20 protein-coding genes are annotated in these 26,107 nt (G+C 67.7%); 16 read left to right on the top strand and 4 right to left on the bottom strand.

The features are described 5' to 3' along the window. Nucleotides 1-5: 5 nt before the first annotated feature. Nucleotides 6-2,294: a PBP1A family penicillin-binding protein gene (locus tag AB4Z37_RS14595; RefSeq protein ID WP_441517450.1), complete on the bottom strand. Its 2,289-nt coding sequence runs from the start codon at nt 2,292-2,294 to the stop codon at nt 6-8. Between the two features lie 276 nt (nt 2,295-2,570). Between AB4Z37_RS14595 and AB4Z37_RS14590 the strand changes: the two genes are divergently transcribed. From AB4Z37_RS14590 to AB4Z37_RS14580, 3 genes are all read left to right on the top strand, one after another. Continuing rightward, a complete protein-coding gene (locus AB4Z37_RS14590; protein WP_441517449.1) occupies nt 2,571-3,101 on the top strand; it encodes a YcgN family cysteine cluster protein in 531 nt (176 codons plus the stop codon). Nucleotides 3,102-3,243: 142 nt separating this feature from the next. Continuing rightward, nucleotides 3,244-4,824, top strand: a complete 1,581-nt coding sequence (locus AB4Z37_RS14585) for an MFS transporter (RefSeq protein WP_441517448.1) — start codon at nt 3,244-3,246, stop codon at nt 4,822-4,824. Nucleotides 4,825-4,933: 109 nt separating this feature from the next. Further along, nucleotides 4,934-5,143: a hypothetical protein gene (locus AB4Z37_RS14580; RefSeq protein WP_441517447.1), complete on the top strand. Its 210-nt coding sequence runs from the start codon at nt 4,934-4,936 to the stop codon at nt 5,141-5,143. A gap of 15 nt (nt 5,144-5,158) precedes the next feature. On the opposite strand, the gene AB4Z37_RS14575 is transcribed toward AB4Z37_RS14580, so the two are convergent. After that, a complete protein-coding gene (locus AB4Z37_RS14575) occupies nt 5,159-5,926 on the bottom strand; it encodes a S1 family peptidase (protein WP_441517582.1) in 768 nt (255 codons plus the stop codon). Between the two features lie 253 nt (nt 5,927-6,179). Between AB4Z37_RS14575 and AB4Z37_RS14570 the strand changes: the two genes are divergently transcribed. The 3 genes from AB4Z37_RS14570 (at nt 6,180) to AB4Z37_RS14560 (ending at nt 8,798) form a co-directional block, all read left to right on the top strand. Further along, complete coding sequence (locus tag AB4Z37_RS14570; protein ID WP_441517446.1) at nt 6,180-6,851, top strand: response regulator transcription factor; 672 nt, start codon at nt 6,180-6,182, stop codon at nt 6,849-6,851. After that, nucleotides 6,841-8,217, top strand: coding sequence for an ATP-binding protein (locus AB4Z37_RS14565; RefSeq protein ID WP_441517445.1), 1,377 nt, complete (start codon nt 6,841-6,843; stop codon nt 8,215-8,217). Before AB4Z37_RS14570 ends, AB4Z37_RS14565 begins: the two co-directional genes overlap by 11 nt. Nucleotides 8,218-8,324: 107 nt before the next feature. Beyond that, on the top strand, nt 8,325-8,798 hold the full coding sequence (locus AB4Z37_RS14560) for an RT0821/Lpp0805 family surface protein (RefSeq protein WP_441517444.1): 474 nt from the start codon (nt 8,325-8,327) through the stop codon (nt 8,796-8,798). Between the two features lie 84 nt (nt 8,799-8,882). Here AB4Z37_RS14560 and AB4Z37_RS14555 read toward each other — a convergent pair whose 3' ends face one another. Then, entirely contained in the window at nt 8,883-9,776 is an 894-nt protein-coding gene (locus AB4Z37_RS14555) for an alpha/beta fold hydrolase (protein ID WP_441517443.1), read from the bottom strand. Between the two features lie 95 nt (nt 9,777-9,871). Here AB4Z37_RS14555 and AB4Z37_RS14550 point away from each other — a divergent pair, with 95 nt between their 5' ends. The 10 genes from AB4Z37_RS14550 to AB4Z37_RS14505 all read left to right on the top strand — a co-directional run bounded on the left by AB4Z37_RS14550 (nt 9,872) and on the right by AB4Z37_RS14505 (nt 23,482). After that, nucleotides 9,872-10,477, top strand: a complete 606-nt coding sequence (locus AB4Z37_RS14550; protein ID WP_441517442.1) for a CGNR zinc finger domain-containing protein — start codon at nt 9,872-9,874, stop codon at nt 10,475-10,477. Nucleotides 10,478-10,636: 159 nt separating this feature from the next. After that, nucleotides 10,637-12,022 (top strand): hypothetical protein, encoded by a 1,386-nt coding sequence (locus AB4Z37_RS14545; protein ID WP_441517441.1) that lies wholly within the window; start codon nt 10,637-10,639, stop codon nt 12,020-12,022. Between the two features lie 138 nt (nt 12,023-12,160). Next, a complete protein-coding gene (ccmI, locus tag AB4Z37_RS14540) occupies nt 12,161-13,267 on the top strand; it encodes a c-type cytochrome biogenesis protein CcmI (RefSeq protein WP_441517440.1) in 1,107 nt (368 codons plus the stop codon). A gap of 36 nt (nt 13,268-13,303) precedes the next feature. Beyond that, on the top strand, nt 13,304-13,774 hold the full coding sequence (ccmE, locus tag AB4Z37_RS14535) for a cytochrome c maturation protein CcmE (protein ID WP_441517439.1): 471 nt from the start codon (nt 13,304-13,306) through the stop codon (nt 13,772-13,774). Further along, on the top strand, nt 13,771-15,756 hold the full coding sequence (locus tag AB4Z37_RS14530) for a heme lyase CcmF/NrfE family subunit (RefSeq protein ID WP_441517438.1): 1,986 nt from the start codon (nt 13,771-13,773) through the stop codon (nt 15,754-15,756). The genes ccmE and AB4Z37_RS14530 overlap by 4 nt, the downstream gene beginning before the upstream one ends. A gap of 23 nt (nt 15,757-15,779) precedes the next feature. Then, nucleotides 15,780-16,277, top strand: a complete 498-nt coding sequence (locus AB4Z37_RS14525; RefSeq protein ID WP_441517581.1) for a cytochrome c-type biogenesis protein — start codon at nt 15,780-15,782, stop codon at nt 16,275-16,277. Nucleotides 16,278-16,490: 213 nt separating this feature from the next. Then, nucleotides 16,491-18,071, top strand: a complete 1,581-nt coding sequence (locus tag AB4Z37_RS14520; protein ID WP_441517437.1) for a Do family serine endopeptidase — start codon at nt 16,491-16,493, stop codon at nt 18,069-18,071. A 316-nt stretch (nt 18,072-18,387) separates the two neighbouring features. Beyond that, a complete protein-coding gene (locus AB4Z37_RS14515) occupies nt 18,388-19,068 on the top strand; it encodes a response regulator transcription factor (RefSeq protein ID WP_441517436.1) in 681 nt (226 codons plus the stop codon). Continuing rightward, the gene (locus AB4Z37_RS14510; RefSeq protein ID WP_441517435.1) at nt 19,065-20,519 is read left to right on the top strand and encodes a sensor histidine kinase; all 1,455 of its coding nucleotides are present in this window, start codon (nt 19,065-19,067) and stop codon (nt 20,517-20,519) included. The genes AB4Z37_RS14515 and AB4Z37_RS14510 overlap by 4 nt, the downstream gene beginning before the upstream one ends. Next, complete coding sequence (locus tag AB4Z37_RS14505; RefSeq protein ID WP_441517434.1) at nt 20,516-23,482, top strand: bifunctional [glutamine synthetase] adenylyltransferase/[glutamine synthetase]-adenylyl-L-tyrosine phosphorylase; 2,967 nt, start codon at nt 20,516-20,518, stop codon at nt 23,480-23,482. Before AB4Z37_RS14510 ends, AB4Z37_RS14505 begins: the two co-directional genes overlap by 4 nt. On the opposite strand, the gene AB4Z37_RS14500 is transcribed toward AB4Z37_RS14505, so the two are convergent. Further along, nucleotides 23,479-25,818 carry a PAS domain-containing sensor histidine kinase gene (locus tag AB4Z37_RS14500; protein WP_441517433.1) on the bottom strand — a complete coding sequence of 780 codons (2,340 nt, stop codon included), beginning with the start codon at nt 25,816-25,818 and terminating at the stop codon, nt 23,479-23,481. The genes AB4Z37_RS14505 and AB4Z37_RS14500 overlap by 4 nt on opposite strands. Nucleotides 25,819-26,107: the final 289 nt, after the last annotated feature.

The following is a 26,107-nucleotide window of genomic DNA, read 5'->3' as shown; positions in this document are numbered from 1 at the left end:
GCGGGTCAGTTCTTGCGCGCCGCAGGCGGCGCGCCGCCACCGATCTGTGGCGTCGGCGGCGCTGCGGAGGCGAAGCTGTCGGGGAACGGCAGCGCGCTCGACGTCGATGGCCTGGGCGGGGCAGCCGGTTTGGCCTGATCGTTCTCCGATGTCCGGGCGGCGGTTTTCGCCGCATCGTCCATCATCTTCTCGACCCGCACCAGGATGTCGGCGCCGCGCCGGGTCAGCACCGGCGGTGGCCCCGGCATGACCTCGGGCGCCTTCGCGGAGGCGCTCGCCGCGTCCGGCGGCAGCTTCTTGCCTGCGCCGACGCCGGTCAGATCACGGATCTCGACGCCCTGGTGCGCCACCACCATGATGTCGTGCCAGGTCTGCGCCGGCAGCGAGCCGCCAGTCATGCGGTTGGTCGGCGAATAGTCGTCGTTGCCGTACCACACCGCGCAGGTGAAGTTGCCGGTGTAGCCGACGAACCAGGCGTCACGGAAATTGTTGGTGGTGCCGGTCTTGCCGGCGGCGGGAATGCCGTCGAGCTGGGCGCGCCGCGCCGTGCCTTCCTCGACCACGTGGCTCATCATGCCGGCCATGTCGGCGGCGACCGAGGCGGGAATCGCCTGCGACGGCTTCTTGCCGTCGCGATCCCAGCGCCACACCAGGTCGCCGGCGCCGGTGCGGACCTCGAGCACCGCATGCGGCGCCACCGCCTTGCCCTTGTTGGGGAAGGTCGCGTAGGCGATCGCGTGCTCGACCACGCTGACCTCGTCCGAGCCGATCGGCAGCGACGGCGTGTCGGGCAGCGGCGCCTTGATGCCGAACTTGCGCGCGGTCTCGACGATCTTGGCGCGGCCGGCCTTCGGGCCGTCCTTGCCGCCGAGCGCGATCGACAGCTTCACCGGCACCACGTTGATCGAACGGGTGATCGCCTGGGTCAGCGTCACCGTGCCGGAGTACGAGCGGCCGTAGTTCTGCGGGCACCAGTTGCCGATGCACACCGGGCCGTCGACGATGGTCGATGTCGGCTTGAAGCCGTTCAACAGTGCGGTGGTGTAGACGTAGGGCTTGAACGACGAGCCGGGCTGCCGCATGGCGTCGACGGCGCGGTTGAACTGGCTGGCGCCATAGTCGCGGCCACCGACCATGGCCCGCACGCCGCCGTCGAGATCGCCGACCACGGTGGCGGCCTGGGTGGCGTGATAGTCGCGGCCGAACTGGCGCAACTGGTTCTCGATCGCGCCCTCCGCCGCGCGCTGCACGTTCATGTCGATGGCGGTGCGCACCACGAACACGCGCTCGGTGTAGGATTTCGGGAAGGTCGCAACCAGCCGGCGCATCTCGTCGAACGCCCAGTCGAGGTAGTAGTTCGGCGAGTTCTCGTCGCGGCGGTCGACGGCGGTGGCGGGATTGCGCCGGGCGCCGAACACCTGGCCCTCGCTCATGAAGCCGGCCTCGACGAGGTTGTCGAGCACGACGTTGGCGCGGGCACGGGCGGCCGGCAGGTTGATGTGCGGGGCATACTTGGTCGGCGCCTTGAACAGGCCGGAGAGCATCGCCGCTTCCGCGAGGTTCACGTCGCGCGCCGACTTGTTGAAGTAGAAGTGCGCCGCGCCATCGACGCCGAAGGTGCCGCCGCCCATATAGGCGCGGTCGAGATAGAGCTTGAGGATCTCGTTCTTGGTCAGGCGGGTCTCAAGCCAGATCGCGAGGAACGCCTCGTTGACCTTGCGCTCGATGGTGCGCTCGTTCGACAGGAACAGATTCTTGGCGAGCTGCTGGGTGATCGAGGAGCCGCCCTGGCGCACGCCGCCGGCCTGGGCGTTGGTGACGAGGGCGCGGGCGGTGCCGGCGATGTCGATGCCGAAATGGTCGTAGAAGCGGCGGTCCTCGGTCGCCAGTGTCGCCTTGATCAGGTGGTCGGGAAACTCTTCCAGCGGGATCGAGTCGTTGTGCTTGATGCCGCGGCTGCCGATGACGTTGCCGTAGCGGTCGAGGAAGGTGACGGCGAGGTCGGACTTCTTCAGCCAGTCCTCGTCGGCGGTCTCGCGGAAGGCGGGCACGGCGAGGGCCAGCATCAGGATCAGGCCGCCGAGGCCGATGGTCGCCATCTCCGACAGCGGCTCGACGATCACCCAGCGCTTCCAGCGTCCGACATAGAAGCGGTCCATGAAGGTCGAGAACCGCTCGAAGAGCTCGCGGATGCCCGCGCCGGAGGAGAACAGGGTGGAATCGATGCGCGCGTCGAGGTCCAGCAGGAAATGCCGGATCCACGTCTTCCAGTTCTTCCGTTGACGATCGCGCACCGGAACCTTCGATCAGCTTCGCGCCGCTCACGGGCGACGGCGCTGTGAGACGATGCGGATGCGATGAGGCAACCCTAAGGCGGCACCGCCCGCCGCCGGGAAGCCGTCACCTTCTAGCCGAGCGCCGGGCATAAACCAATGCTCGACTTGAAGATTCTGCGGATACGGTTCACGCCGTCCCCGGTTTTTGGAAGGCCGTGACAGTTGCCGCTTTCCCTTCGCCGCGGGGCTGCCTAGAACAGGCGGACAGCGCATCAGCACGGATTTTCGACGGCCATGGCGGACGACTCCGGCCCGGTTTCGGGGCAGGAAAATTTCTTCTGGAAAACCAAGACGTTGGAAGAGATGTCCGACGCCGAATGGGAGTCGTTGTGCGACGGCTGCGCGCGCTGCTGCCTGTCGAAGCTGGAAGACGAGGACACCGGCAGGATCTACTTCACCCATGTCGGCTGCACCCTGCTGGATGCGAACACCTGCGCTTGCAAGGACTACGCGAATCGCTCCGCCCGGGTCCCCGATTGCGTTCGCCTGACGGCCGAGAATGTGCGCGCCCTGAATTGGCTGCCGCCGAGCTGCGCCTATCGTCTGGTGGCCGAAGGGCGTGACCTGTACTGGTGGCATCCCCTGGTGTCCGGCGATCCCGGCACGGTGCACGAGGCCGGCGTCTCGGTGCGGGGACGGGTGCCGGCCAGCGAGGACGAGGTCGACGACGCCGACCTCGAGGACCATATCGTGAGCTGGCCCGGCCTGCTGCCGAGGGGGGCCCGCGGCGTCAGGCGGCCGCGCAAGCTGCCGCCCAGAAGGTAGGACGGGATCACAATCCGGTGTCCGGGATGCGGCTGGCGGGTAGGGCCATGCTGCAAACCGCCTTATGGGCCAGGCACGGCTTTGCTAGATATCGGGCACGTATTCTCACGTGGTTTGCGGCCCCTGTGTGCCGCGGAGTTCCATGGACAATCTTGCTCGGGCCCACCGCGTTTCCGCGGACGATGACGGCATTGCCGCACCCACCGCCGGCGCAGCTTCGCGCGAGGCGAGGCTCGCGGTCGCGCCGTCCGTCGGCGCCGCCGCGCCGGCGCTGCATTCGCTCTCTCACGCCGAGGTCCGCACCATCGTCATCAGCCTGATGGTGGCGATGTTCCTGACGGCGCTCGACCAGACCATCGTCGCCACCGCGCTGCCGACCATCGGGCGCCAGTTCCTCGATGTCACCAACCTGTCCTGGGTGATCACCGCCTACCTGTTGTCGTCGACCTCGGTTGCCCCCGTGTTCGGCTCGCTCAGCGACATCTACGGCCGCCGCGCCATGATGATGACGGCGCTCGGGCTGTTCCTGGTCGGGTCGGTGCTGTGCGCGCTGGCGCCGAACCTACTGATTCTCGTGCTCGCCCGCTTCCTGCAGGGGCTGGGCGGCGGCGGCATCCTGCCATTGGTGCAGACCGTGCTCGCCGACATCATCACCCCGCGCCAGCGCGCGCAGTATCAGGCGTTCTTCAGCATGGTGTGGGTGTCCGCCGGCATCGGCGGCCCGGTGCTGGGGGGCGTCATCGCCGAGCATCTGCACTGGTCGGTGATCTTCTGGATCAACGTGCCGCTGGTGCTGCTCGCCGCCGGCATCCTGCTGCCGAAGATGAGGAAGCTGCCGATCCACCATCGGCCGCGCAAGCTCGACCTTGTCGGCGGCCTGCTGCTGATGGCGGCGGCGATCACCTTCCTGCTGGTGCTGACCTGGGGCGGCAACAAGTATGCATGGCTGTCGCCGACGCTGCTGGCGCTGATGGGCGCCGTGCTCAGCCTGTCGGGCGTGTTCGTCTGGCACGCGCGGCGCGCCGACGAGCCGTTCCTGCCGCTGCCGCTCCTGACAGGGCCGATCGTGCCCTACGCGATCACCGCGGCGGCGTGTGCCATCGGGGTGCTGGTCGGGCTCACCGTGCACATGCCGATGTACTACGAGTCCGTTTATCACCTGACCGCGAGCGAGGCGGGGCTGGCACTGATCCCGATCGTCGCGCTGTCGGTGCCCGGCGCCACCGCCGCCGGCCGGGTGATGATGTACATGAAGCACTACAAGTGGGTGTCGCTGCTCGGCCTCTCGGTCGGCGCGGTGATGGCGGCGCTGCTGGCGATCATCACGCCGCTGCCGTTATGGGCGTTGCTGACGCTGCTGGCGGTGCTCGCGCTCGGTCTTGGCACCACATTCCCCGTGGCGGTGGTTTCGGTGCAGGCAGCAGTCGCCCGTCATCTGGTAGGGACCGTGACCGGCGCGATGAACTTCTTCCGTTCGCTGATGGCCGCGGTGACGGTGGCGCTGTTCACCGCGATCCTGCTTGCCGCACTCGGTGGCGCCTCGTCCGGGATGCTGGAGCATCCCGATCTCGGTGCGACCTCGCGACCGGAGATGATCGCCGCGTTCCGCTACGTTTTCATTGCCGCAGCCGTGATGCTCGGTACCGGTGCGCTGGCGATCGCGCTGATGTTCGAGCGGCCGCTCGGCGATGCGCCGAAGCCGTCGGTCGATATGGCTGAATAGGCCCCGCCGGGCCCGTTTCAGCCGCTGCCGGTCCTCAAGGGGCTTGGCGTCGGCGGCTTTCTTGTCTAAGTCCGCGCCATCATCCATCCAGCCAAGCGGGAGCGAACAGGTGCAGGACAATCCGAAGGACAGGCTGGCCCTGCCGTTGAAGGGCTACCAGCTGGTGGACAACACCCTGGATCCGACCGTGGTCGGCATCGCGTTCGAGACCGAGCAGGGGCCCTACATGTTCGTGGCCAACCGCGAGATCCTGGAAACGCTGGCCAAGGCTTTCCGTGCCAAGGCGGCCTCCATGCCGTCGCAGAAGCCGCAGGGCTAGGGCGGCCGGTTCCGGTCAGGGGACCGCCGGCAGGCTGATGTTCCAGCCGCGCGCGGTCTGCTGAATCCAGTCCCGGTAGAGCGTCAGCGGCGTCACCCCGGTGAGGCCGCCGCAGCCGGCAACATTGTCGGCGCCCGTCGACGAACTGACCACGCCGACGATCGTCGGGCGTCCGTTGTGGTTTTCGAACACCGGTGCTCCGGAATCCCCGGTGCAGGCACCGAGTCCCGGACGTGCATTGTTGGTGGCCGGATCGACCAGGCGGATCTGCAGTGTGCCCGGCTGGCCGGTGGCGACCAGTGCCGCGCTGCGCACCACGCCGCCGCTGCGGCCATCACCCTGCACGGTGACGCCGATGCCGGAGACGGTAAAGCCGTTGCCGGCGGCGAGCGGCGGGCGAGGTGCGCCGAAGGGGGCGGCAGTGCGCCCGGTCATCGGGGCGGCGAGCTGCAGCAAGGCGACGTCGGCACTGGCGCGGTGTGCCAAAATCCCCTGCACATTGAAGTCCGGATGGGCCGCGACGCGCCTGACGTCGCGCAGCCGCGGCTGCTTGCCGGTATCGTAGTCGACGATCTTGTAGGTCGCGCCCGGCAGTGTGCAGTGCGCTGCCGACATCACGAGATCAGGCGCAATCAATGCGCCCGTACAGAAGTTGCCGCGGGAACCGACGATGGTGACCACCGCCGTCGCGGCAGCGTCGGCAGGGGCGCCGCCGACCATGGCGGCGGCAGGCGAGGCGATCGACAGGACGGCGGCGAGGAGCAACGGCAGGCGGCGAAGCATGACTGGGGGACAGAGCATCGCCGCTGCCGCCTGTCAACGTGCCGCTTGGCACGACGCAGGCGCCGATGACGTGATAGGGTGGGATTCGATCAGACGTGGTCGAAGCGATCGCGTTGACAAGCCGGCCGCGCGACAGAGCGTTGCGTGACAAAAATGTAAGGTTGCGTGCAATTCGCCGTTCATCGGGCATTCACCCCGGAAAGGGTCTTGTTGGATACGGCAATCTCGCCGGTCGAATGTTGCGGAGACGATCTTGCGCCTTCTTGTCGTTGAGGATGATCCCGATCTCAATCGTCAGCTCACCACCGCGCTGACCGATGCAGGCTATGTGGTCGACCGCGCCTTCGACGGCGAGGAGGGACATTTCCTCGGTGACACCGAGCCCTATGATGCGGTCGTGCTCGACATCGGCCTGCCGAAGATGGACGGCATCTCGGTGCTGGAAGCCTGGCGCCGCAACAGCCGGACCATGCCGGTGCTGATCCTGACGGCGCGCGATCGCTGGAGCGACAAGGTGCAGGGTTTCGATGCCGGCGCCGACGACTATGTGCCGAAGCCCTTCCATCTCGAGGAAGTGCTGGCGCGCATCCGCGCGCTGCTGCGCCGCGCCACCGGGCACGCGCAGAGCGAGCTGACCTGCGGTCCGGTGCGTCTCGATACCCGGACCGGCCGCGTCAGTGTCGACGGCAATCCGATCAAGATGACCTCGCACGAGTATCGCCTGCTGGCCTACCTGATGCACCACGCCGGCCGCGTGGTCTCCCGCACCGAGCTGGTCGAGCATCTCTACGACCAGGACTTCGATCGCGACTCCAACACCATCGAAGTGTTCGTCGGCCGCATCCGCAAGAAGCTCGATGTCGACATCATCCAGACCGTGCGCGGGCTGGGCTACATGCTGACGCCTCCGGTCGATGCGCGGTAGTTCGCTCGCCACCCGCCTGTTCCTGTCGGCGACCGCGTGGGTGGTGGTGATCCTGGTGATCACCGGCTTCGTGTTGTCGTCGGTGTATCGCCAGGCGGTCGAACGTTCGTTCGACCGTCGCCTCAATCTCTATCTGCGCACCCTGATCGCGGAAGCGGCGACGCCTGAGGACAGCACCGGCGAGCGCCAGTTCCAGTCGCTGGGTGAGCCGCTGTTCGAGATTCCGCTGTCGGGCTGGTATTGGCAGATCGGCCGGGTCGATGGTGACAAGCCCGACGTGCGCTCGTCGCGCTCGCTGTGGGACAAGCAGTTGCCGAAGCTTGACGATGCCACCGGCACCCTGACCGCGGCCGGCGTGCGCCTCGGCTATGTCAATGGGCCGGAGGAGCAGCGGCTGCGCATCGTCGAGCGGCAGGTCGACTTCGGCAGCGACGGCAAGTTCCTGGTCACCGTGGCCGGCGACGCCACCGAGATCTTCGACGAGACCCGTACCTTCGACTATTATCTCGGCGGCACCTTCCTCACGCTGACGCTGGTCCTGGTCTTCACCACCATCTTTCAGGTGCGGTTCGGCCTCGCGCCACTCAAGCGCATCTCGGAATCGCTGGCTGCGATCCGCTCCGGCCGTGCGGAGCGGCTCGAGGGGCGGTTTCCTGTCGAGATCGCGCCGCTGGCGCGCGAGACCAATGCACTGATCGAGGCCAACCGCGAGATCGTCGAGCGCGCCCGCACCCATGTCGGCAATCTCGCCCATGCGATCAAGACGCCGCTGTCGGTGATCGTCAACGAGGCCAATGTCCATGGTGACGATCTGTTCGCGGCCAAGGTGCTGGAGCAGGCTGAAGTGATGCGCAGCCAGGTCGCCCATCATCTGGAGCGGGCGCGCATTGCGGCCCGCGTCACGGTTGTCGGCACGGTGACCGAGGTCGCGCCGGTGATCGATGGCCTGCGCCGCACCATGGAGAAGATCCATCGCGATCGCGACATCGCCATCGACGTGGAGGGCGATGCGCAGCCGAAGTTTCGAGGCGAACGGCAGGATCTCGAGGAGATGGTCGGCAACCTCGTCGACAACGCCTGCAAGTGGGCGCACTCGCGGGTGTCGATCGAAATTCTGACGGAGGCTGCGACGTCCGACCGGCCGCCGATGTTCCGCATCGTGGTCGACGATGACGGGCCTGGGCTGGCGCCGGCGGAGCGGGCGCAGGTGGCGCGGCGCGGACAGCGGCTGGACGAGTCGAAGCCGGGATCGGGCCTCGGGCTCTCGATCGTCATCGACCTCGCGGCGCTCTACCACGGCCGCCTGGCCCTCGACAGTGCGCCGATCGGCGGGCTGCGGGCCGAGCTGGTGCTGCCAGCCGCTTGAGCTTGCCGCTGGCCGCGGCCGACTTTCCGCCGCATTCGTTCTGTTCCTGCAAGGCTTCCTGTTCCTGCGAGACTTCGGGCCGCAGGGGCGCTGTACAAGGGGGACTTATGTCGAAGACGAAGATCGTTCTGGCCTCGGTCATGGCGCTTGCCCTGGCGGGCTGCGCCTCGGACGGCGGGCCGAAGGAGAATGCCGGCACGGTCGGAGGCGCCCTGGCGGGCGCGCTGATCGGATCGACCATCGGCGGCGGAACTGGTGAACGGGTGGGCGCTGCGCTTGCCGGCGCCGCGATCGGCGGCCTGATCGGCAACCGCATCGGCGCCTCGCTCGACGACCAGGACAAGCGCTACGCCTATGAGGCGGAGATGAATGCGCTGGAGCGCGGCCGTTCCGGCGCCGCGGTGGCGTGGCGCAACCCCGACAGCGGTCGCTACGGCAACATCGTGCCCGGGCCGGCCTATGACCAGCGCGGCACCAAGTGCCGCTCCTATACCCACACGATTTATATCAACGGCAGCCCGGAGATTGCGCGCGGCACGGCCTGTCGCAATCCCGACGGTACCTGGACCCCGGTGTCCTGACGCCAGCGCGTCTTTGCTCTGCTGATCGACGCTCTGCGACCGGCACCGTGAATACGGTGCCGGTCGTAGGCGTTTGCGGGCTGCTCAGCGCGTTGTCGCAGCGCTCAGGAGGTCGTCGATCGCCGCGGCGATCTCCTCGACATGGGTCTCCAGCGCAAAGTGCCCGGTGTCGAGCAGCTCGACCCGCGCATTCGGATTGTCGCGGCGATAGGCCTCGGCGCCGGGTGGGATGAAGAACGGATCGTGCCGCCCCCAGATCGCCAGCAGCGGCGGCTTGGCCGAGCGGAAATAGGCCTGGAACGAGGGGTAGAGGCGAACGTTCGAAGCGTAGTCCAGCATCAGGTCGAGCTGGATCTCGGCGTTGCCCGGACGCTCCAGCAGCGCGACGTCGAGGGTGTAGGATTCCGGGGCGACGGCTGCCTCGTCGGCGACCCCGGTCAGGTACTGGAAGCGAAAGCCATCGAGGGTGAGGAAACCGCGCAGCGCATCGCGGTTCGCCGGTGTCGGCTCGCTCCAGTAGGCGCGGAGGGGATTCCAGACATCGCTGAGGCCCTCCTCATAGGCATTGCCGTTCTGGGACACGATCGCGGTGATCTGTGCCGGCCGCGCCAGCGCGAGCCGCAGCCCCACCGGCGCGCCATAGTCGAACACATAAATCGCAAAGCGATCGAGGCCGAGCGTGTCGACGAAGGCGCCGACCGTGCGTGCCAGCGCATCGAACGAATAGACGTAACCGCGCTCGGCCGGGACGGTGGTGAAACCGAAGCCGGGCAGGTCGGGCGCGATCACGCGGTAGCGTCCGGCAAGCCGCGGGATCAGATCGCGGAACATGTGCGACGAGGTCGGGAAGCCGTGCAGCAGCAGGATCACAGGTGCGTCGCGGGGCCCCGCCTCCCGATAGAAGACCTCGACGCCGTCGGCGCCGACGGAATGGAATGTGGTGCGGGGGATGGCGGGCAGGCGCGACGTGGCGGGCATGATGGTTAGCTCCAATGAAACCGCTAAATGTACTTTTATTGGTTACATCGAGCGAGTAACTTGTCAACCGGCATTTAAAAGGTTACATCCATGAGATGACAGCATCCGCTTCCCTGGATTTCGAGCAGCTCCGCCAGCAGGTGCTCCGCCTGCAGATCCCGGCGGACCACCCGGTGCTGGAGTTTCTGAACACTGTTTCTCAGGTGAACGGCCAGCCGCTGGAGCTGTGGCGCTCGGATGTGGACGTGGCCGGCTGGCTCGTCGGGCAGGGGTGGCATGACGCGGCAACCGTGGCCGCGGCGGATTGCACCGGTTTGGTGACGGCAGCGCGATCCCTGCGCGAGGTCGTCCGCGCGCTGGTTGTGCGGCGCAAGCAGGGCGCCGCGATCGATGCGGCGGAGCTCAATGTTCTGCTGGCTCATGCGGCGAGCCATCTCGAGCTGGTGGCGGATGGTGGGGAGATCCGGCTGCTGCGGCGGCGCAGCGTGCGGACCCCGGCCGACCTCCTGGCGCCGGTGGCAGAAGCGGCGGCCGAGCTGCTGGCGACCGGCGACTTCGATCTGATCCGCAAATGCGAGGATCCGACCTGTTCCCTGTGGTTCTATGACAGGACCAAGTCCCACCGGCGGCGCTGGTGCAGCATGGCGGCCTGCGGCAACCGCCACAAGGTGGCGGCCTTCCGCCAGCGCCGGAAAGGCTAGGACAGGGGGCGTCCAAAGCGCTCGAATCCCGCTCCCAAACCGTTGTTCCTCAACGCGTTCTTAAGAACGACGCTGGTATGAGTCGGCAAAGGGTGAAAACCGCCGGGAAAGCGGCTGCTTGCCCGTGGAAATGATGCTTTTCGACCGGACCATCGGCTTATGGGTCTATCGACACAGTCCACCGAGCGCTTGAGGGAGTATTTGGCTCAGCTGCCGCTGAAATCCCAGGCGCTGCTGATGCGGGAATTCGAACGGGCGCTGGAGCGCGGCGAGAACATGGCTGTGGCCTCGCTCGTGCTGGAACAGTTGCGCCTGATCGTGCGGACGTCCGACGACAACGAGCGCGCGCGGACCGACGAACCGTCACGTCTGGTGTTCCGGCCGCTGGAGTCGTTCCTGGTGGAGGGCAGCGCTGCGTTGCGCCCGGGCCAGATCCGGCGGTCTTCGCTCGGGCCGGTCTGGGCGTGGCTGGCGCGCGAGGGCGCCGTCGCAGAAATCCAGGCGCTGGAAGCGTTGCGCACGGGAGGGCCGGCGGTCGACCAGGCCGTCCGGAAAGTCCAGATCGCGGCGACCGCGGCGATGGACCAGATCGTGTCGCCGGCGGGCCGCGGCGACCAGCGCGCCCTGAGCCGGATCGGCGGCCCCAGCGTGGTCGAGGACCTGGTGTCGATCGCCGCCGTGCTCAAGAACCGGGAGCCGCTGGAAGCGTTCGGAACACGGACGTCCAGCAGCATCCGCAACCTCAACGACACCCAGCTCGCGGCCGTGCAGTCGGTGATCAATCTGCCGTCGCTACAGACGCCGCAGACGTTGCCATTCACCCTGTCGCTGCTGATGCAGCGCCTGGCGTCGCCGTGGCAGGTGATCCGTCTTGCGGTCGCGGTCGCCGGTTCCGACGACGAAATCCGCGTCGCGGCGACCACCTACGGGGTCGCCGTCAGCATGGTGATCCACGACCTCTCGGAGATGGTCGCGGACCTGCGCCAGGACATCAAGCAGGGGCGGATGGACAGCCTGTCGCACCATCTCAAGACCATCCATGACGGTCTGCGCGGCCTGCGCGCCGAGCTCGACATCCGCACCGAGTCGTCGTGGGGCAAGCGCTTGTCGGCGATCCGGGTCGACATCTCCAACACCTTGAAGTCGGAAATCGAAGGTGTGCCGGGGCGGGTGCGGCGGCTGTTGCGGCCGCGTCCGGACAAGGACATTCATGCCGGCTCGAAGCTCGACCCGACCGAAATCGACGAGACCGCGGCGCTGATCGATTTCGTCGCGATCTGCCGCACCTATGCCAGCGAGCTTGCGATCAACGAAGTGACGCTGCGCACCTTCTCCGATCTGCAGCACTACACCGAGGCCTCCACCGAGGCGCTGGTGGAATCGCTGCGCGCCAGCGACAGCAAGACGCGTCCGTTCCGCAAGATGCAGATGGACACCGCCATCCGCTTCTGCGACCTGCTGTTCGGCAACGACTATGCCTCGCTGATGCGCAAGGCCGCGGACGTCGCGCTGTCCGGCGAACGCAAGAGTTCCCGCACCGGCTGAGATCCGCTGCTGATTCCGCTTGCGGAGGCTGCGCCGGTGGCGGGATTTTTTCTACCGGAAATGTCAATTGCACGTGGGTTCCAGTCATGATGTAACCCGCCCGGATGCCCGACGGCGCGTGTTCTGGAACCCTTGTTGATGTCGCTCTGGTTTGTTCTGGCCCTGATGACTGCGGCGGCAGTGCTTGCCGTGCTGTGGCCGTTGGGGCGTCGGACCGGCTCCACGCAAGGGGGCCGCGAAAGCGTCGTCTACAGGGATCAACTGGCGGAAATTGAGCGTGACCGCGCCGCCGGGCTGATCGGCGCCACGGAGGCGGAAGCCGCGCGGGTAGAGATCGGCCGGCGGCTGATCGCGGCGTCCGATGCCGATGCGGAGGCTGCGGTGTCGCCGCGCCCGGCGCTGCGGCGCGCGACCGCGCTGCTGGCGCTGGTCGGCTTGCCGCTGCTCGCGGTTACGCTTTATCTGCGGCTCGGCTCGCCACAGCTGCCGGATTTCCCGCTGGCCGAGCGCGCGCGTCAGCCAGTGGCGACCGCCTCGCTCGACACTCTGGTCGCCCAGGTCGAGGCGCATCTCGAAAAGAACCCGGCCGACGGCCGCGGCTGGGAGGTGCTGGCGCCGGTGCTGATGAAGCTCGGGCGCTTCGACGAGGCGGTGCAGGCGTTCCGCAAGTCGCTGGCGACCAACGGCGAGAGTGCCGGCCGCCATGCCGACCTCGGCGAGGCACTGGCGACGGCAGCCAATGGCGTGGTCACGGCGGAAGCGAAGGCGGAGTTCGAGCGCGCGGTGGCGCTGCGCGCCGACGAAGCCAAGGCGCGCTACTTCCTCGGCCTCGCCGCCGAGCAGGACGGCCGAGCGGCGGATGCCGCGGCGATCTGGCGTGCGATGCTGGCGGCCGCGCCGGCCGATGCGCCGTGGCGGCCGCTGGTGCAGTCGGCGCTCGCGCGCGTCGGCGGCGGCGCCGTAGCGCCGGCGCTGTCTGGTGACGCGATGGCCGCCGCGAAGGACATGACGGAAGGCGACCGCACCGCCATGATCCGCGGCATGGTCGATCGTCTCGCCACACGGCTGCAGCAGAACGGCGACGACGTCGAGGGCTGGCTGCGCCTGGTGCGCGCCTATATGGTGCTCGGCGAGCCCGACAAGGCGCGCGCGGCGCTCGCCGATGCCCGTGCGGCGCTCGGGCAGAATGCCGAACGGCTGAAGCAGTTGAACGACGCATTGAAGGGGCTCGGACTTGATGGCTGACCGCATCGCCTTCGGCCTCCGGTCGGGAGGCCGGCCATGACGCGCAAGCAGCGGCGACTGACGATGATCGGCGCGGCGGCGGCCGTGCTCATCGTGGCGACGGCGCTGGTGCTCAATGCGCTGCGCGACTCCATCGTGTTCTTCTCGACCCCGTCCATGGCCGCGGAAAAGCACATCCCGCCCGGCAGGCGTTTTCGCCTCGGCGGCATGGTGCAGCCGGGATCGGTGGTGCGCGGCGACCAGCTAACCGCCCGCTTCGAGGTGACTGATGGCAATGCGACGCTGCCCGTCACTTATCAGGGCATCCTGCCGGACCTGTTCCGCGAAGGGCAGGGCGTGGTGGCCGAGGGCGCGATCGACGCGACCGGCGTGTTCCGCGCCGACACCGTGCTTGCCAAGCATGACGAGACCTACATGCCCAAGGACGTCGCCGATGCCCTGAAGAAGCAGGGCCACTGGAAGGACGACTACGGCAAGCCGGGGCACGCCGAGGGAGCTGCGAAATGATCGCCGAGGCCGGCCATTATGCACTGGTGCTGGCGCTGGCGCTGGCGTTGATCCAGGCGAGCGTGCCGGTGCTCGGCGCGCGGTTGCGCGACCCGGTGCTGATGGGCGTGGCGCGCTCCACCGCGCTCGCTCAGATGATCTTCGTGATCGCCTCGTTTGCGGCGCTGACCGCGCTGCACATGACCTCCGACTTCTCGGTCGTCAACGTCTATGAGAATTCGCATTCGCTGAAACCGCTGCTCTACAAGATCAGCGGCGTGTGGGGCAGCCACGAAGGCTCGATGCTGCTGTGGGTGCTGATCCTGGCGCTGTTCGGCGGCCTCGTCGCCGCCTTCGGCGGCAACCTGCCGCTGTCGCTCCGGGCGCTGGTGCTGGCGGTGCAGTCGTGGGTGGCGAGCGCATTCTATCTCTTCATCCTGATCACCTCGAACCCGTTCGCGCGCATCGCCAATCCGCCGATCGAGGGCCGCGACCTCAATCCGGTGCTGCAGGACATCGGCCTCGCGGTGCATCCGCCGATGCTCTATCTCGGCTATGTCGGCTTCTCGATCTCGTTCTCCTTCGCCGTCGCGGCACTGATCGAAGGCCGCATCGATGCGGCGTGGGCGCGCTGGGTGCGGCCGTGGACGCTGATGGCCTGGATCTTCCTGACCCTCGGCATCGCCATGGGGTCGTACTGGGCCTATTACGAGCTCGGCTGGGGCGGCTGGTGGTTCTGGGATCCGGTCGAGAACGCCTCGCTGATGCCCTGGCTTGCCGGCACCGCGCTGTTGCACTCGGCGCTGGTGATGGAGAAGCGCGACGCCCTGAAGGTGTGGACCATCCTGCTCGCGATCCTCACCTTTTCGCTGTCGCTGCTTGGCACCTTCCTGGTGCGCTCCGGGGTCCTGACCTCGGTGCACGCCTTCGCCACCGACCCGACGCGCGGCGTGTTCATCCTGCTGATCCTGTGTGCGTTCATTGGCGGCAGCCTGTCGCTCTACGCCTGGCGGGCTCCGGCGTTGCGGCAGGGCGGGCTGTTTGCGCCGATCTCGCGCGAGGGCGCGCTGGTGCTGAACAACCTGCTGCTGACCACGGCCTGCGCCACGGTGTTCGTGGGCACGCTCTACCCGCTGGTGCTGGAGGTGGTGACCGGCGACAAGATCTCCGTCGGCGCGCCGTTCTACAACCTCACCTTCGCGCCGCTGATCCTGCCGCTGCTGGTCGCGGTGCCGTTCGGACCGCTGCTGGCCTGGAAGCGCGGCGACCTGCTCGGCGCGGCGCAGCGCCTGATCGCCGCCGGTTGCGTCGGGCTCGTCGCGGCGGCGGTGCTGCTGGCGTGGACGCGGGGGGGCGCGGTGCTGGCGCCGCTTGCGATCGGGCTTGCGGTGTTCGTCATTCTCGGCGCGCTCACGGACATTGCCGAGCGCACCGCATTGTTCTCCGCGCCGCTCTCGATTGCGCTGCGGCGCGCGCGCGGCCTGCCGCGTGCGGCGTGGGGCACCGCCGTGGCCCATGCCGGCCTCGGCGTCGCCCTCATCGGCATCGTCTGCGAGACCACCTGGAGCAGCGAGCGCATCGTGGCGATGAAGCCGGGCGACAGCGTCGCGATCAGTGGCTACCACGCGACGCTCGCGGACTTCGGCCAGCGGCAGGGGCCGAACTTCCGTGAGATGGTCGGCCGCTTCATCATCGACGTCGACGGCCGCAGCGTCGGCGTGATGACACCGTCGAAGCGCAGCTTCACCACCCGCGGGATGTCCACGACCGAGGCGGCGCTGCTGACCCGCGGCGTCAGCCAGCTCTATATCTCGCTCGGCGATTCCAACACCGACGGCTCGCTGGCGGTGCGCATCTATCACAAGCCGCTGGTGCTGCTGATCTGGCTTGGCGCCGCGGTGATGGCGGCCGGCGGCGTGCTGTCGCTGTCCGACCGGCGGCTGCGGGTCGGCGCGCCGCGTGCGGCGCGCAAGACCGCGCAGGCCCTGCAGGCGGCGGAGTAGGCGGCGTGCGGGTGGCAGCGACCATGTGCGGGCTGGTAGTGGCGATCGTGCTCGTCGTGACGGGCGCTGCCCGTGCCGTGCAACCCGACGAGATCATGGCCGATCCGGCGCAGGAGGCGCGGGCGCGGGCGCTGTCGCGCGAGCTGCGCTGCATGGTCTGCCAGAACCAGTCGATCGACGATTCCGACGCCTCGCTGGCGCGCGACCTGCGGCTGTTGGTGCGCGAGCGCATCGCCGCGGGCGACAGCGACGCCCAGGTGATCGATTTCCTGGTTGCGCGCTACGGCGCATTCGTCCTGCTGAAGCCGCAATTCAACAACGAGACGCTGCTGCTGTGGCTGCTGCCGCCGCTGGTGCTGCTCGGCGGTGGTCTCGGTCTGTGGTGGCACGTGCGCCGTAAACCAGCCGTCGGCACCGGCAAGGCGGCTCCGGTCGCCGTGGATGGCCTGACCGTGGCGGAGGAAGCGCGGCTCAAGCAGTTGATGGCGGCCGACGGATCGCCCGAGACGCCGTCGTCCTGAACGTTTTCAGCGCGCTGCCGGAGCTTGCTCCGCCGCAGCGAAACGGCCGTTTTGGCCGCGTCCCGCTCGCTGCCGCCGGCACCCGCGACAAGGCGCCGCTGTTCATTACCAAAGATTAATCCCGCCGACAGAGCGCCGTAAGGGCGCATCCGCCATCTTCAGGCCATCCAAGGTGCAGCCGCACCACGCACAGCCGAGGGCCTGGAGATTTTCATGACTGATCGTCCCGTCGATTTTTCGTCGCTGCCGTCCTACACGCCGCCGCGCCGCTCGTTGCTGTCGGTGCGCAAGCTTGCGCTGATGGCTTCGGTGGTCGCCGGCCTCGGTGTTGCCGCCTATGGCTTCGGCCCGGCGTTGGGTAACGTCGATATCCTGACCACCGCCGCACACGCGCAGGTCAACAACACCCTGCGCAATACCCAGCAGCCGGTGGGATTCGCCGACATCGTCGAGCATGTGAAGCCGTCGGTGATCTCGGTCAGCGTCAAGATCAACGAGAAGGTCACCTCGAACGACAGCGACGACTCGCCGTTCCCGCCGGGCTCGCCGATGGAGCGCTTCTTCCGCCGCTTTGGTGGTCCTGATGGCATTCCTGGCGGCCGTGGCCCGCGCGGCGGTCGTGGCATGGTGACCGGCCAGGGCTCGGGCTTCTTCATCTCGGCCGATGGCTTTGCCGTGACCAACAACCACGTCGTGTCCGGCGCCGACAAGGTCGAGGTGACCACCGATGACGGCAAGACCTACGCCGCCAAGGTGATCGGCACCGATGCGCGTACCGATCTCGCGCTGATCAAGGTGGATGGCCGCAGCGACTTCCCGTTCGCCAAGCTGTCCGAGGCGCAGCCGCGCATCGGCGACTGGGTGCTCGCGGTCGGCAATCCGTTCGGCCTGGGCGGCACCGTGACCGCCGGCATCGTGTCGGCGCGCGGCCGCGACATCGGCAATGGCCCCTACGACGATTTCATCCAGATCGACGCGCCGGTCAACAAGGGCAACTCCGGCGGTCCGGCCTTCAACGTCGACGGTGAGGTGGTCGGCGTCAACACTGCGATCTATTCGCCGTCGGGCGGCAGCGTCGGCATTGCGTTCTCGATCCCGGCCGCGACCGTCAAGTCGGTGGTCAAGCAGCTGCAGGACAAGGGCTCGGTCAGCCGCGGCTGGATCGGCGTCCAGATCCAGCCGGTGACGGCCGAGATCGCCGACAGCCTCGGCCTGAAGAAGGCGGAAGGCGCGCTGGTCGCCGAGCCCCAGGCCAACGGCCCGGCGGCGAAGGCCGGCGTCGAATCCGGTGACATCATCACGGCCGTCAACGACAAGCCGGTGCATGACGCGCGCGAACTCGCCCGCACCGTCGGCGGCCTTGCGCCGGGCAGCGCGGTGAAGCTCAGCGTCCTGCACAAGGGGCAGGACAAGACCATCAACCTGACGCTCGGCGAATTGCCGAACAGCAAGGAAGCCCGTGGTCCGGCGGACCAGGACCAGGATCGCGGCGGCGCCACCCGCGGCATCGAGGTGCCGAAGCTCGGCCTCAACGTCGCCCCGGCGAGTTCGGTGGCGGGCGCCGGCAAGGAAGGTGTCGTGGTCACCGGCGTCGAGCCGGGCGGGATCGCGGCCGAGCGCGGCTTCAAGGAAGGCGACGTCATCCTCGAGGTGGCGGGCAAGGCGGTGGCGAACCCCAACGAGGTGCGCGACGCCCTGGCCGAGGCCCGCAAGGACAACAAGAGCAGCGTGCTGATCCGGGTGCGTTCGGGCGACGGATCGCGCTTCGTGGCCCTGCCGATCGGCCGCGGCTGATCCTGCCGCCAATAGCTGCTCGCGTCGGGCCGACGCGAAACGAGTTGGGGAGAATCGCCGGCAAAGTCGCCCCCGCCGACGGTCCTTTCCCGGGGGACGGGCCGCAAGTCCGTCCCCCACCGACATTCCTTCCGGTGGACCTTGCCCCCCTCCGTCGGAAGCTCCGGGACGGGCGGTGAGGTTCCCCCAAGCTTCGCCGCCCGTTGCCTGTCGCAGCATGTGTTGTCCTGGTGTCGGGCGGCGCGGTCTTGCATGAGGCCGATCCGCGCGCCATGGTGAGGAAGGCGAACCGTTGTTGACCGTGACCGAACCCCATATGCGTCTGCTGATTATTGAAGATGACCGCGAGTCGGCGGACTATCTCGTGAAGGCGTTTCGCGAGGTCGGGCATGTCGCCGAGCTCGCAGGCGATGGCGAGGAGGGGCTTTCGCTCGCCGAGAGCGGCGACTACGACGTCCTGATCGTGGATCGCATGCTGCCCAAGCGCGATGGCCTGTCGGTGATCGGTACGTTGCGCGGCAAGGGCAATCGCACGCCGGCGCTGATTCTGTCCGCGCTGGGGCAGGTCGACGATCGAGTCAAAGGCTTGCGCGCCGGCGGCGACGACTATCTGCCCAAGCCCTATTCGTTCGCCGAGCTGCTCGCCCGCGTCGAGGTGCTGTCACGCCGCAACAGCGGGCCGTCAGAGGACACGGTCTATCGCGTCGGGGACCTCGAGCTCGACCGCCTGTCGCACCGCGTGACGCGCGGGCAGGACGAACTGACGCTGCAGCCGCGCGAGTTCCGGCTGCTCGAGTACCTGATGAAGCATGCAGGGCAGGTCGTGACCCGCACCATGCTGCTCGAGAATGTCTGGGACTATCACTTCGATCCGCAGACCAACGTGATCGACGTGCACATCTCGCGGCTGCGCTCCAAGATCGACAAGGGTTTCAGCCGGCCGCTGCTGCACACCATCCGCGGCGCGGGATACATGATCCGCGACGGGCTGCGGTGACTGCCTTCGGCAAGCTGATCAGGACGACCGCATTCCGGTTGACGCTGGTCTATCTGCTGCTGTTCGCAGTGTTCGCAGCGTCGCTGCTCGGATACTTCGCCTGGAATACGCGCCGCCTGGTCACCGAGCAGATCACCAGCACGGTGAACTCCGATTTCATCGAGATGAACGACGAGTACACGCGAGGAGGCCTGCGCGGGCTGATCTACGCCATTGAAAACCGCGCCCTGCGGCCGGGCGCCAACCTCTACCTGATCACCACGTCGACGGGGCAGGCGCTCGCCGGCAATGTCGGCTCGCTGGCGCCCGGCGTGATGAGCCATCTCGGCTGGTCCGAGACGATGTACCGCCGCCTCGACGAGCAGGATAATTTCGACCACCGCGCCTTGGTGCGGGTGTCCGAGATGTCGGGCGGGTTCCGCCTGCTGATCGGGCGCGACCTCGAGGAGCGGCGGCGGATCTTCGGCATCGTGGCCTCAGCCGCGCAGTGGTCGGTACTGATCGTGGTGGTGCTCGGCCTTGCCGGCGGCATCTTCGTCGCGCGGCGGGTGCTGCGGCGTATCGACGCAATGACCGGCACCACGCAACGCATCATGGCCGGCGATCTCAGCGAACGCCTCCCGGTCGGGCGCAGTGGCGACGAAATCGATCGCCTTGCTGAAAATCTCAATGCCATGCTCGAGCGCATCGAGATGCTAATGGCGGGCCTCAAGGAAGTTTCCGACAACATCGCCCACGACCTCAAGACACCGCTGACGCGGCTGCGCAACCGCGCCGAGGAGGCACTGGCGCGTGCCAGCAACGAGGCCGAGTATCGCGCGGCGCTGGAGCGCACCATCGAGGAGTCGGACGGGCTGATCCGCACCTTCAACGCGCTGCTGATGATCGCGCGCGCCGAATCCGGCCAGGCCCGCGGCGGCATGGTGGATTTCGATGCTGCCGAGGTCGTGCACGGAATTCACGAGCTTTACGAGCCGCTGGCGGAGGACAAGGGGCTGACGCTGGCGGTGGAGGCGGAAACCGCGCCGTTGCACGGCAACCGCGAGCTGGTCAGCCAGGCACTGGCGAACCTGGTCGAGAACGCGATCAAGTATGGCGCTCCCGCCGCAGCGGCGCAGTCCTCGTCCGCTGCGACACCGGCATGCCCCGACATCGTGATCTCGGCATCGCGTCAGGGCGATGACGTGCTGCTCAGCGTGACCGACCATGGCCCTGGCATTCCGCCAGCCGACCGGGCGCGGGCGGTGGAGCGCTTTGTGCGCCTCGAGGCCAGCCGCACCCAACCTGGCTCGGGACTGGGCCTCAGCCTTGCGTCGGCGGTCGCCACCTTGCACGGCGGCGTACTCAGGCTCGGCGACAGTGAGCCTGGCCTGCGCGCCACCTTGGTGATCCCGGCGGCGGCTGTCGCCAAGCTTGCAATTCCGTCGCCGCTGGAACAAAAGACGGCATGATTTCAGCCGCGAAGGCCGACGCGGAGATGATCAGTCTCGCAGCGTGTTTTGTCAGCGTGCCGCACCTCTCCGATGCGGAGGCGGCGCGGCAGCGTCTCGACGACTGGCTGGCGGAGGTTGCGCCGGAGACAGCGGCCGAGATCGGACAGGTGTTTTCCGCCCGTCCGTCGGCGCGGACTATTTTCGAGAGCATTGCCGAGGCTTCGCCCTACCTGTTCGATCTGGCCCGTGCCGATGCGGCCCGCGTACTGCGGCTCCTGCAGTGCGAGCCGCAAGACCACCTCGCCGCCCTGATCACCCGCACCGCTGCGGCCGCGCCGATCGCCGAGGACGAGGCCGGCGTGATGCAGCTGCTGCGCCGGATGAAGTCCGAGGCCGCGCTGCTGATCGCGCTGTGTGATATCGGCGGCGTGTGGCCGGTGATGCAGGTGACCCAGGCGCTCACCGACATCGCCGTCACATCGGTGCAATCCGCGCTGCGCTTCGTTCTCACCCAGGAGGCAGCGCGGGGACGCCTGCTGCCGCCGGTCGCCGACCATGCCGAGGAAGGCAGCGGCCTCGTGGTGCTCGCCATGGGCAAGATGGGGGCGGGGGAACTCAACTACTCCAGCGACATCGACCTGATCGTGTTCTTCGATCTGGAGGCGCCGACCCTGGTGCCGGACATCGAGCCGCAGCCGTTCTTCGTGCGCGCGACCCAGGCGATGGCGCGCATCCTGCAGCAGCGCACCGCCGACGGCTATGTCTTCCGGGTCGACCTGCGGCTGCGGCCCGACCCCGCCTCGACGCCGGTCGCGATCTCGACCGCGGCGGCGCTGCATTACTATGAGCGGGAAGGGCGCACCTGGGAGCGCGCGGCGATGATCAAGGCGCGGCCCTGCGCCGGCGACCTCGTCGCCGGCGACGCGCTGGTGGCGGAGATTGCGCCGTTCGTGTGGCGCAAGCATCTCGACTTCGCCGCGCTCGCCGACGTCCACGACATGAAGCGGCAGATGCAGGCGTTCAAGGGCCATGCCGAGATCGCGGTCGAGGGCCATAACGTCAAGGTCGGCCGCGGCGGCATCCGCGAGATCGAGTTCTTCGCCCAGACCCAGCAGCTCATCGCCGGCGGCCGCCATCCCGAGCTGCGTGTGCGGCCGACGCTGGAGGCCCTCGCCATCCTCGCCGAGACCGGCTGGATCACCACCGAGGCCCGCGACGAGCTGACCGCGGCCTATGACTTCCTGCGCCGGGTCGAGCACCGCCTGCAGATGATCGCGGACGAGCAGACCCACACGCTGCCGGAAGAGCCGGAAGCGATCGCGCGCTTTGCCCGCTTCTTCGGCTATGAGAGCCGCGATCACTTCTCGCAGGACCTGCTGGCGCAGCTCAATTGCGTGCAGGGGCACTACAGCAAGCTGTTCGAGGGCGATCCCGCCAACTCGGTCACCGAGCCCACGGTCGACTACGGCGCGGGCGCGGAGGACGCGCGGCTGCTGGAGCGCTTGCTCGCGCTTGGCTTCAAGACCCCGAAGATGGTCGCGGGTACGCTGCAGGAGTGGTTCAAGGGCGACTATCGCGCGCTGCGGGTCGAGACCACGCGGCAGGCGTTCGAGGCGTTCGTGCCGTCGCTGATCGCCGGGCTCGCCAAGGCCGAGGATCCGGACGCCGCCGTGATGGCGTTCGACCGCTTCCTGCAGGCCCTGCAGCGCGGCGGCCGGCTGATCACGCTGCTCAGCCAGAACAGCGACCTCGTCGAACTGGTGGCGCTGATCCTCGGCGCGGCGCCGCGGCTCGGCGACATGCTGGCGCGGCAGCCGCAGATCATGGACGGCCTGATCGATCCGCGGTTCTTCGGCGCCATGCCGGACCAGCGCGAGATTTCCGAGCGCCTCGCCGCGACGCTCGCCGACGCCGGCCTCTATGAGGAGTTCCTCGACCGGCTGCGATTGTTCGGCCAGGAGAGCCTGTTCCTGATCGGCGCCCGCATCCTGTCGGGCACGGTGTCGGCGCAGCATGCCAGTGTCGCCTTCGCCGATGTGGCCGAAGGCATCGTGCGCACGGTGCACGGGCTTGTCGAGGATCAGTTCGCCGGCCAGTACGGGCGCATCAAGGGTCAGGAGACCGCGATCCTCGCCATGGGCAAGCTCGGCAGCCGCGAGATGACGGCGTCGTCCGACCTCGACCTGATCCTGATCTACGACTTCGACGACGCCGCTCCCGATTCCGACGGCGAACGCTCGCTCCATGGCCCGCAGTATTTCGCCCGCCTGACCCAGCGGCTGATCAGCGCCTTCACCACGCGCACCAACTACGGCGTGCTCTACGACATCGACATGCGGCTGCGCCCGTCGGGACGCGCCGGTCCCGTGGCCTCGCGCATCGATGCCTTTGCCGACTATCAGGAGCACGAAGCCTGGACCTGGGAGCACATGGCGCTGACCCGCGCCCGGGTGATCTCGTCTTCGCCGGCGCTGAAGGCGCGTATCGAGGCGACCATCCGCGCGGTGCTGACGCGCCCGCGCGATCTCGTCATCATCGCCAGCGACGTGCTGGAGATGCGCCAGGCGATCGGCGAGGAGAAGGGCGAGGACGATATCTGGGATCTGAAATACGCCTCCGGCGGCCTCGTCGATATCGAGTTCATCGCGCAGTACCTGCAACTGGTCCACGCCGCGGCGCATCCCGATATCCTCAGCGTCAGCACCGTGCAGGTGCTCGACCATGCCGCCCGGCTCGGCATTCTGCCGTCGGCGACCGCCGACGTGCTGCGCACGGCGACGCGGCTCTACCATGACCTGACGCAGATCCTGCGGCTGTGCGTCAGTGCCAAGTTCCAGCCGGCAACGGCTGGCGAGGACCTGCTGCGGATCATGGCGCGGGCGGGCGACGTGCCGAATTTTTCGGTGCTGGAAGCGCGGGTGCGGGAGACCCAGGCGGAGGTGCGGCAGATCCTGCTGGAGCTGCTGGCGGCGAAGGGTTAAGCCGCCGCGGCGGTCATGCCGTTCTTGGGCGGCTGTTCCGCGCTGTCACGCGGCACGGTGACATATACCACGGTGCCGGAGCCGATCTTGGAGCGCAGCCGCATCGATCCACCGTGCAGCTTGGTCAGGGATTTCGCGATCGCAAGGCCCAGCCCAGAGCCGTGGTAGGTCTTGGTCAGCTGGCTCTCGACCTGCTCGAACGGGCGTCCCAGCCGCGTCAGCGACTGCCGGGTGATGCCGATGCCGGTGTCGGCGATCATCAGCACGACGCGGTCGGGAAGGGCGCGGCTGCGCACCGTGACGCTGCCGCCGTCAGGGGTGAACTTGACCGCGTTCGACAGCAGGTTGATGGCGATCTGCTTCATGGCGCGGCGATCGGCGGTGACGGTGACGCCGCCGACGATCTCCGCTTTCAGCGCGAGCTTCTTGTCCTGCGCGCGGCCGGACACCACCCTCAGCGACTCCGCCAATGTCTGGCCGAGGTCGAGCGGCTCGAGGTCGAGCTTCATGCGGCCGGCCTCGATCTTCGACATGTCGAGGATGTCGTTGATCACCTCCAGCAGGTAGCGGCCGCTGGTCAGGATGTCGTGGCAGTATTCCTGGTACTTCTCCGAGCCGAGCCGGCCGAACATGCCGCTGCCCATGATCTCGGAGAAGCCGATGATGGCGTTGAGCGGCGTGCGCAGCTCGTGGCTCATGTTGGCGAGGAATTTCGACTTGGTCTGGTTGGCTTCCTCGGCGCGGGTCTTTTCCTCGGCGTATTTCTGGGCGAGGTCGGCGAGTTCCTGGGCCTGGCGCTCCAGCGTCAGCTGGGTGCGCTTGAGGTCGTCGACGGTGGCGCGCAGGCGCAGGTCGTTCTCGACCAGCTTTTGCTCGTGGCGCTTGATCTGGGAGATGTCGGTGCCGACCGAGACGTAGCCGCCGTCCTTGGTGCGCCGCTCGCTGATATTCAGCCAGCTGCCGTCGTCGAGCTGGGCCTCGAAGGTACGGGCGCCGGGGGCGAGTACATTGGCCTCGCGCAGCCGCGTGCGGACCTCGGGCGTGCGGCCGACCTCGCTTACCGTCTCATAGGGCGTGCCGGGGATCACCGCCGAGTCGGGCAACTGGTGCAGGCGCTGGAAGTAGGAGTTGCAGAGAACGAGGCGGTTGTCGGCGTCCCACAGCACGAATGATTCCGGGATGGTCTCGATGGCGTCGCGCAGCCGCAGGTCGGCCTCGATGGTCTTTTCCGCCAGGCTCTTCTGCTCGGTGATGTCGACGGCGATGCCGATCAGGTGGATCTCGCCTTCGCTGCCGCTGGCGAGCTCGCAGCGCACCCGCAGCCAGATCCAGTGGCCGCCGGCGTGGTGCATCCGGAAGGTGTGGTCGATGCAGTTGATCTCGCCGGACAGCAGCTGGTTGGCGGTCTCGAACAGGTCGATGTCGTCGGAGTTCACCAGCGCGTTGACTTCGCCGAAGGTCATCAGGTCGCTGCGGCTCTCCAGCCCCAGCAGGGTGAACATCGATTGCGACCAGAAGATCTTGCCGCGCGACAGGTCCCAGTCCCACAGGCCGCAGCGACCACGGTTGAGCGCGGTGTCGATGCGGCTGCGCACGGCGTCGTTGATGATGTCGCCCTCGCGGGCCCGCGTTGACTGCCAATGGAAGGCGAAGCCGAGGATCAGCACCACGAAGCCGGTGGTGGCGGACAGCGTGATCGAGAGCGCGGCGTCCGATCGCCACAGCGAGTCGGTCTGCTCCTGCACCACGATGGCCTGGCCGCCCAGCGAGCGGATCGGACGCTGGGTCACGAGGGCATGGGCGCCATTGGCGAGGGTCACCTCGAGGATCGGTGACGGCGTGTCGGCGGCGGGGCGCAGCATGTTGAGTGAATCGAGCAGGCTTCCGGTTTCCTCCGACGCCGTGCCCATCGGGACATGGGCCAGCAGGCGCTGCTCGGCGCCGGCGACGACGACATGGCGGCCGTTGACGATGCCCCAGGCCGGGATCAGGTCGGGCAGCATGTTCTGCAGGCGCTCGGAAGCGGCAGCATGATCGAGCGAGGCGCGATCGGAGCGCGCCGCGGCCGAGCGATCGAGGCGCTCCGCCAGCAGGTCGGCGAGCGCCACCAGGTCCCGTTTCATCGCCGTCTGCTTCTGTCGGGTCTGGTCGACGACCTGGACGATCGCTCCGATGCAGATGGTCAGGAGGAAGGCGATGATCAGGGTGGGAACAGCGCGCCGCAGCGCAGGTTCAGCAATCAGCAGGCGGTGGTAAGCCGGCTTCGCGATCGACTGCGCCAATCCTTTGATAGAATCGGATTGGACGCACGCGCTCGTCGCGTGTGCGCGTACCATGCCGTGCCCCCTTCCGGAATGTAACCCGCCCAACGACCGGAAGGATGTGCTCCATCACTCCGAATCGAAGCTATTTGAATCCAGATTTTTCGCCCTGTCGAGAGTCAACGATTCATTAACGAGGAAAAAAGTTGTCCCAAGGAGATTCGCGGCCCGCAATCGTCGCTGCAATGAGTCCGAAACAGGAACACCGCATGACAAACGCGACGCATCGCCAGTGTCGCGCGGGTTGGTGCAACTGTTGTCGGGAGATGTGATCGCCGTTGAATCGTGCGTGTCGAGTCGAGAA

The organism is Bradyrhizobium sp. 2TAF24, from assembly GCF_052115025.1.
GTDB lineage: Bacteria > Pseudomonadota > Alphaproteobacteria > Rhizobiales > Xanthobacteraceae > Bradyrhizobium_A.
The sequence above is the reverse complement of the archived record's forward strand: the minus strand, read 5'-3'. Positions and strand labels throughout refer to the sequence as shown.

Excerpts from the sequence above, each read along its gene's own strand:
- AB4Z37_RS14590 (WP_441517449.1), top strand. The coding sequence starts at position 2,571 with ATGGCGGACGACTCCGGCCCGGTTTCGGGGCAGGAAAATTTCTTCTGG.
- AB4Z37_RS14550 (WP_441517442.1), top strand. The coding sequence starts at position 9,872 with ATGACAGCATCCGCTTCCCTGGATTTCGAGCAGCTCCGCCAGCAGGTG.
- AB4Z37_RS14555 (WP_441517443.1), bottom strand. The coding sequence starts at position 9,776 with ATGCCCGCCACGTCGCGCCTGCCCGCCATCCCCCGCACCACATTCCAT.
- AB4Z37_RS14530 (WP_441517438.1), top strand. The coding sequence starts at position 13,771 with ATGATCGCCGAGGCCGGCCATTATGCACTGGTGCTGGCGCTGGCGCTG.
- AB4Z37_RS14575 (WP_441517582.1), bottom strand. The coding sequence starts at position 5,926 with ATGCTTCGCCGCCTGCCGTTGCTCCTCGCCGCCGTCCTGTCGATCGCC.
- AB4Z37_RS14520 (WP_441517437.1), top strand. The coding sequence starts at position 16,491 with ATGACTGATCGTCCCGTCGATTTTTCGTCGCTGCCGTCCTACACGCCG.
- AB4Z37_RS14585 (WP_441517448.1), top strand. The coding sequence starts at position 3,244 with ATGGACAATCTTGCTCGGGCCCACCGCGTTTCCGCGGACGATGACGGC.
- AB4Z37_RS14505 (WP_441517434.1), top strand. The coding sequence starts at position 20,516 with ATGATTTCAGCCGCGAAGGCCGACGCGGAGATGATCAGTCTCGCAGCG.
- AB4Z37_RS14565 (WP_441517445.1), top strand. The coding sequence starts at position 6,841 with ATGCGCGGTAGTTCGCTCGCCACCCGCCTGTTCCTGTCGGCGACCGCG.
- AB4Z37_RS14560 (WP_441517444.1), top strand. The coding sequence starts at position 8,325 with ATGTCGAAGACGAAGATCGTTCTGGCCTCGGTCATGGCGCTTGCCCTG.
- AB4Z37_RS14525 (WP_441517581.1), top strand. The coding sequence starts at position 15,780 with ATGTGCGGGCTGGTAGTGGCGATCGTGCTCGTCGTGACGGGCGCTGCC.
- AB4Z37_RS14515 (WP_441517436.1), top strand. The coding sequence starts at position 18,388 with ATGCGTCTGCTGATTATTGAAGATGACCGCGAGTCGGCGGACTATCTC.
- AB4Z37_RS14500 (WP_441517433.1), bottom strand. The coding sequence starts at position 25,818 with ATGGTACGCGCACACGCGACGAGCGCGTGCGTCCAATCCGATTCTATC.
- ccmI (WP_441517440.1), top strand. The coding sequence starts at position 12,161 with ATGTCGCTCTGGTTTGTTCTGGCCCTGATGACTGCGGCGGCAGTGCTT.
- ccmE (WP_441517439.1), top strand. The coding sequence starts at position 13,304 with ATGACGCGCAAGCAGCGGCGACTGACGATGATCGGCGCGGCGGCGGCC.
- AB4Z37_RS14545 (WP_441517441.1), top strand. The coding sequence starts at position 10,637 with ATGGGTCTATCGACACAGTCCACCGAGCGCTTGAGGGAGTATTTGGCT.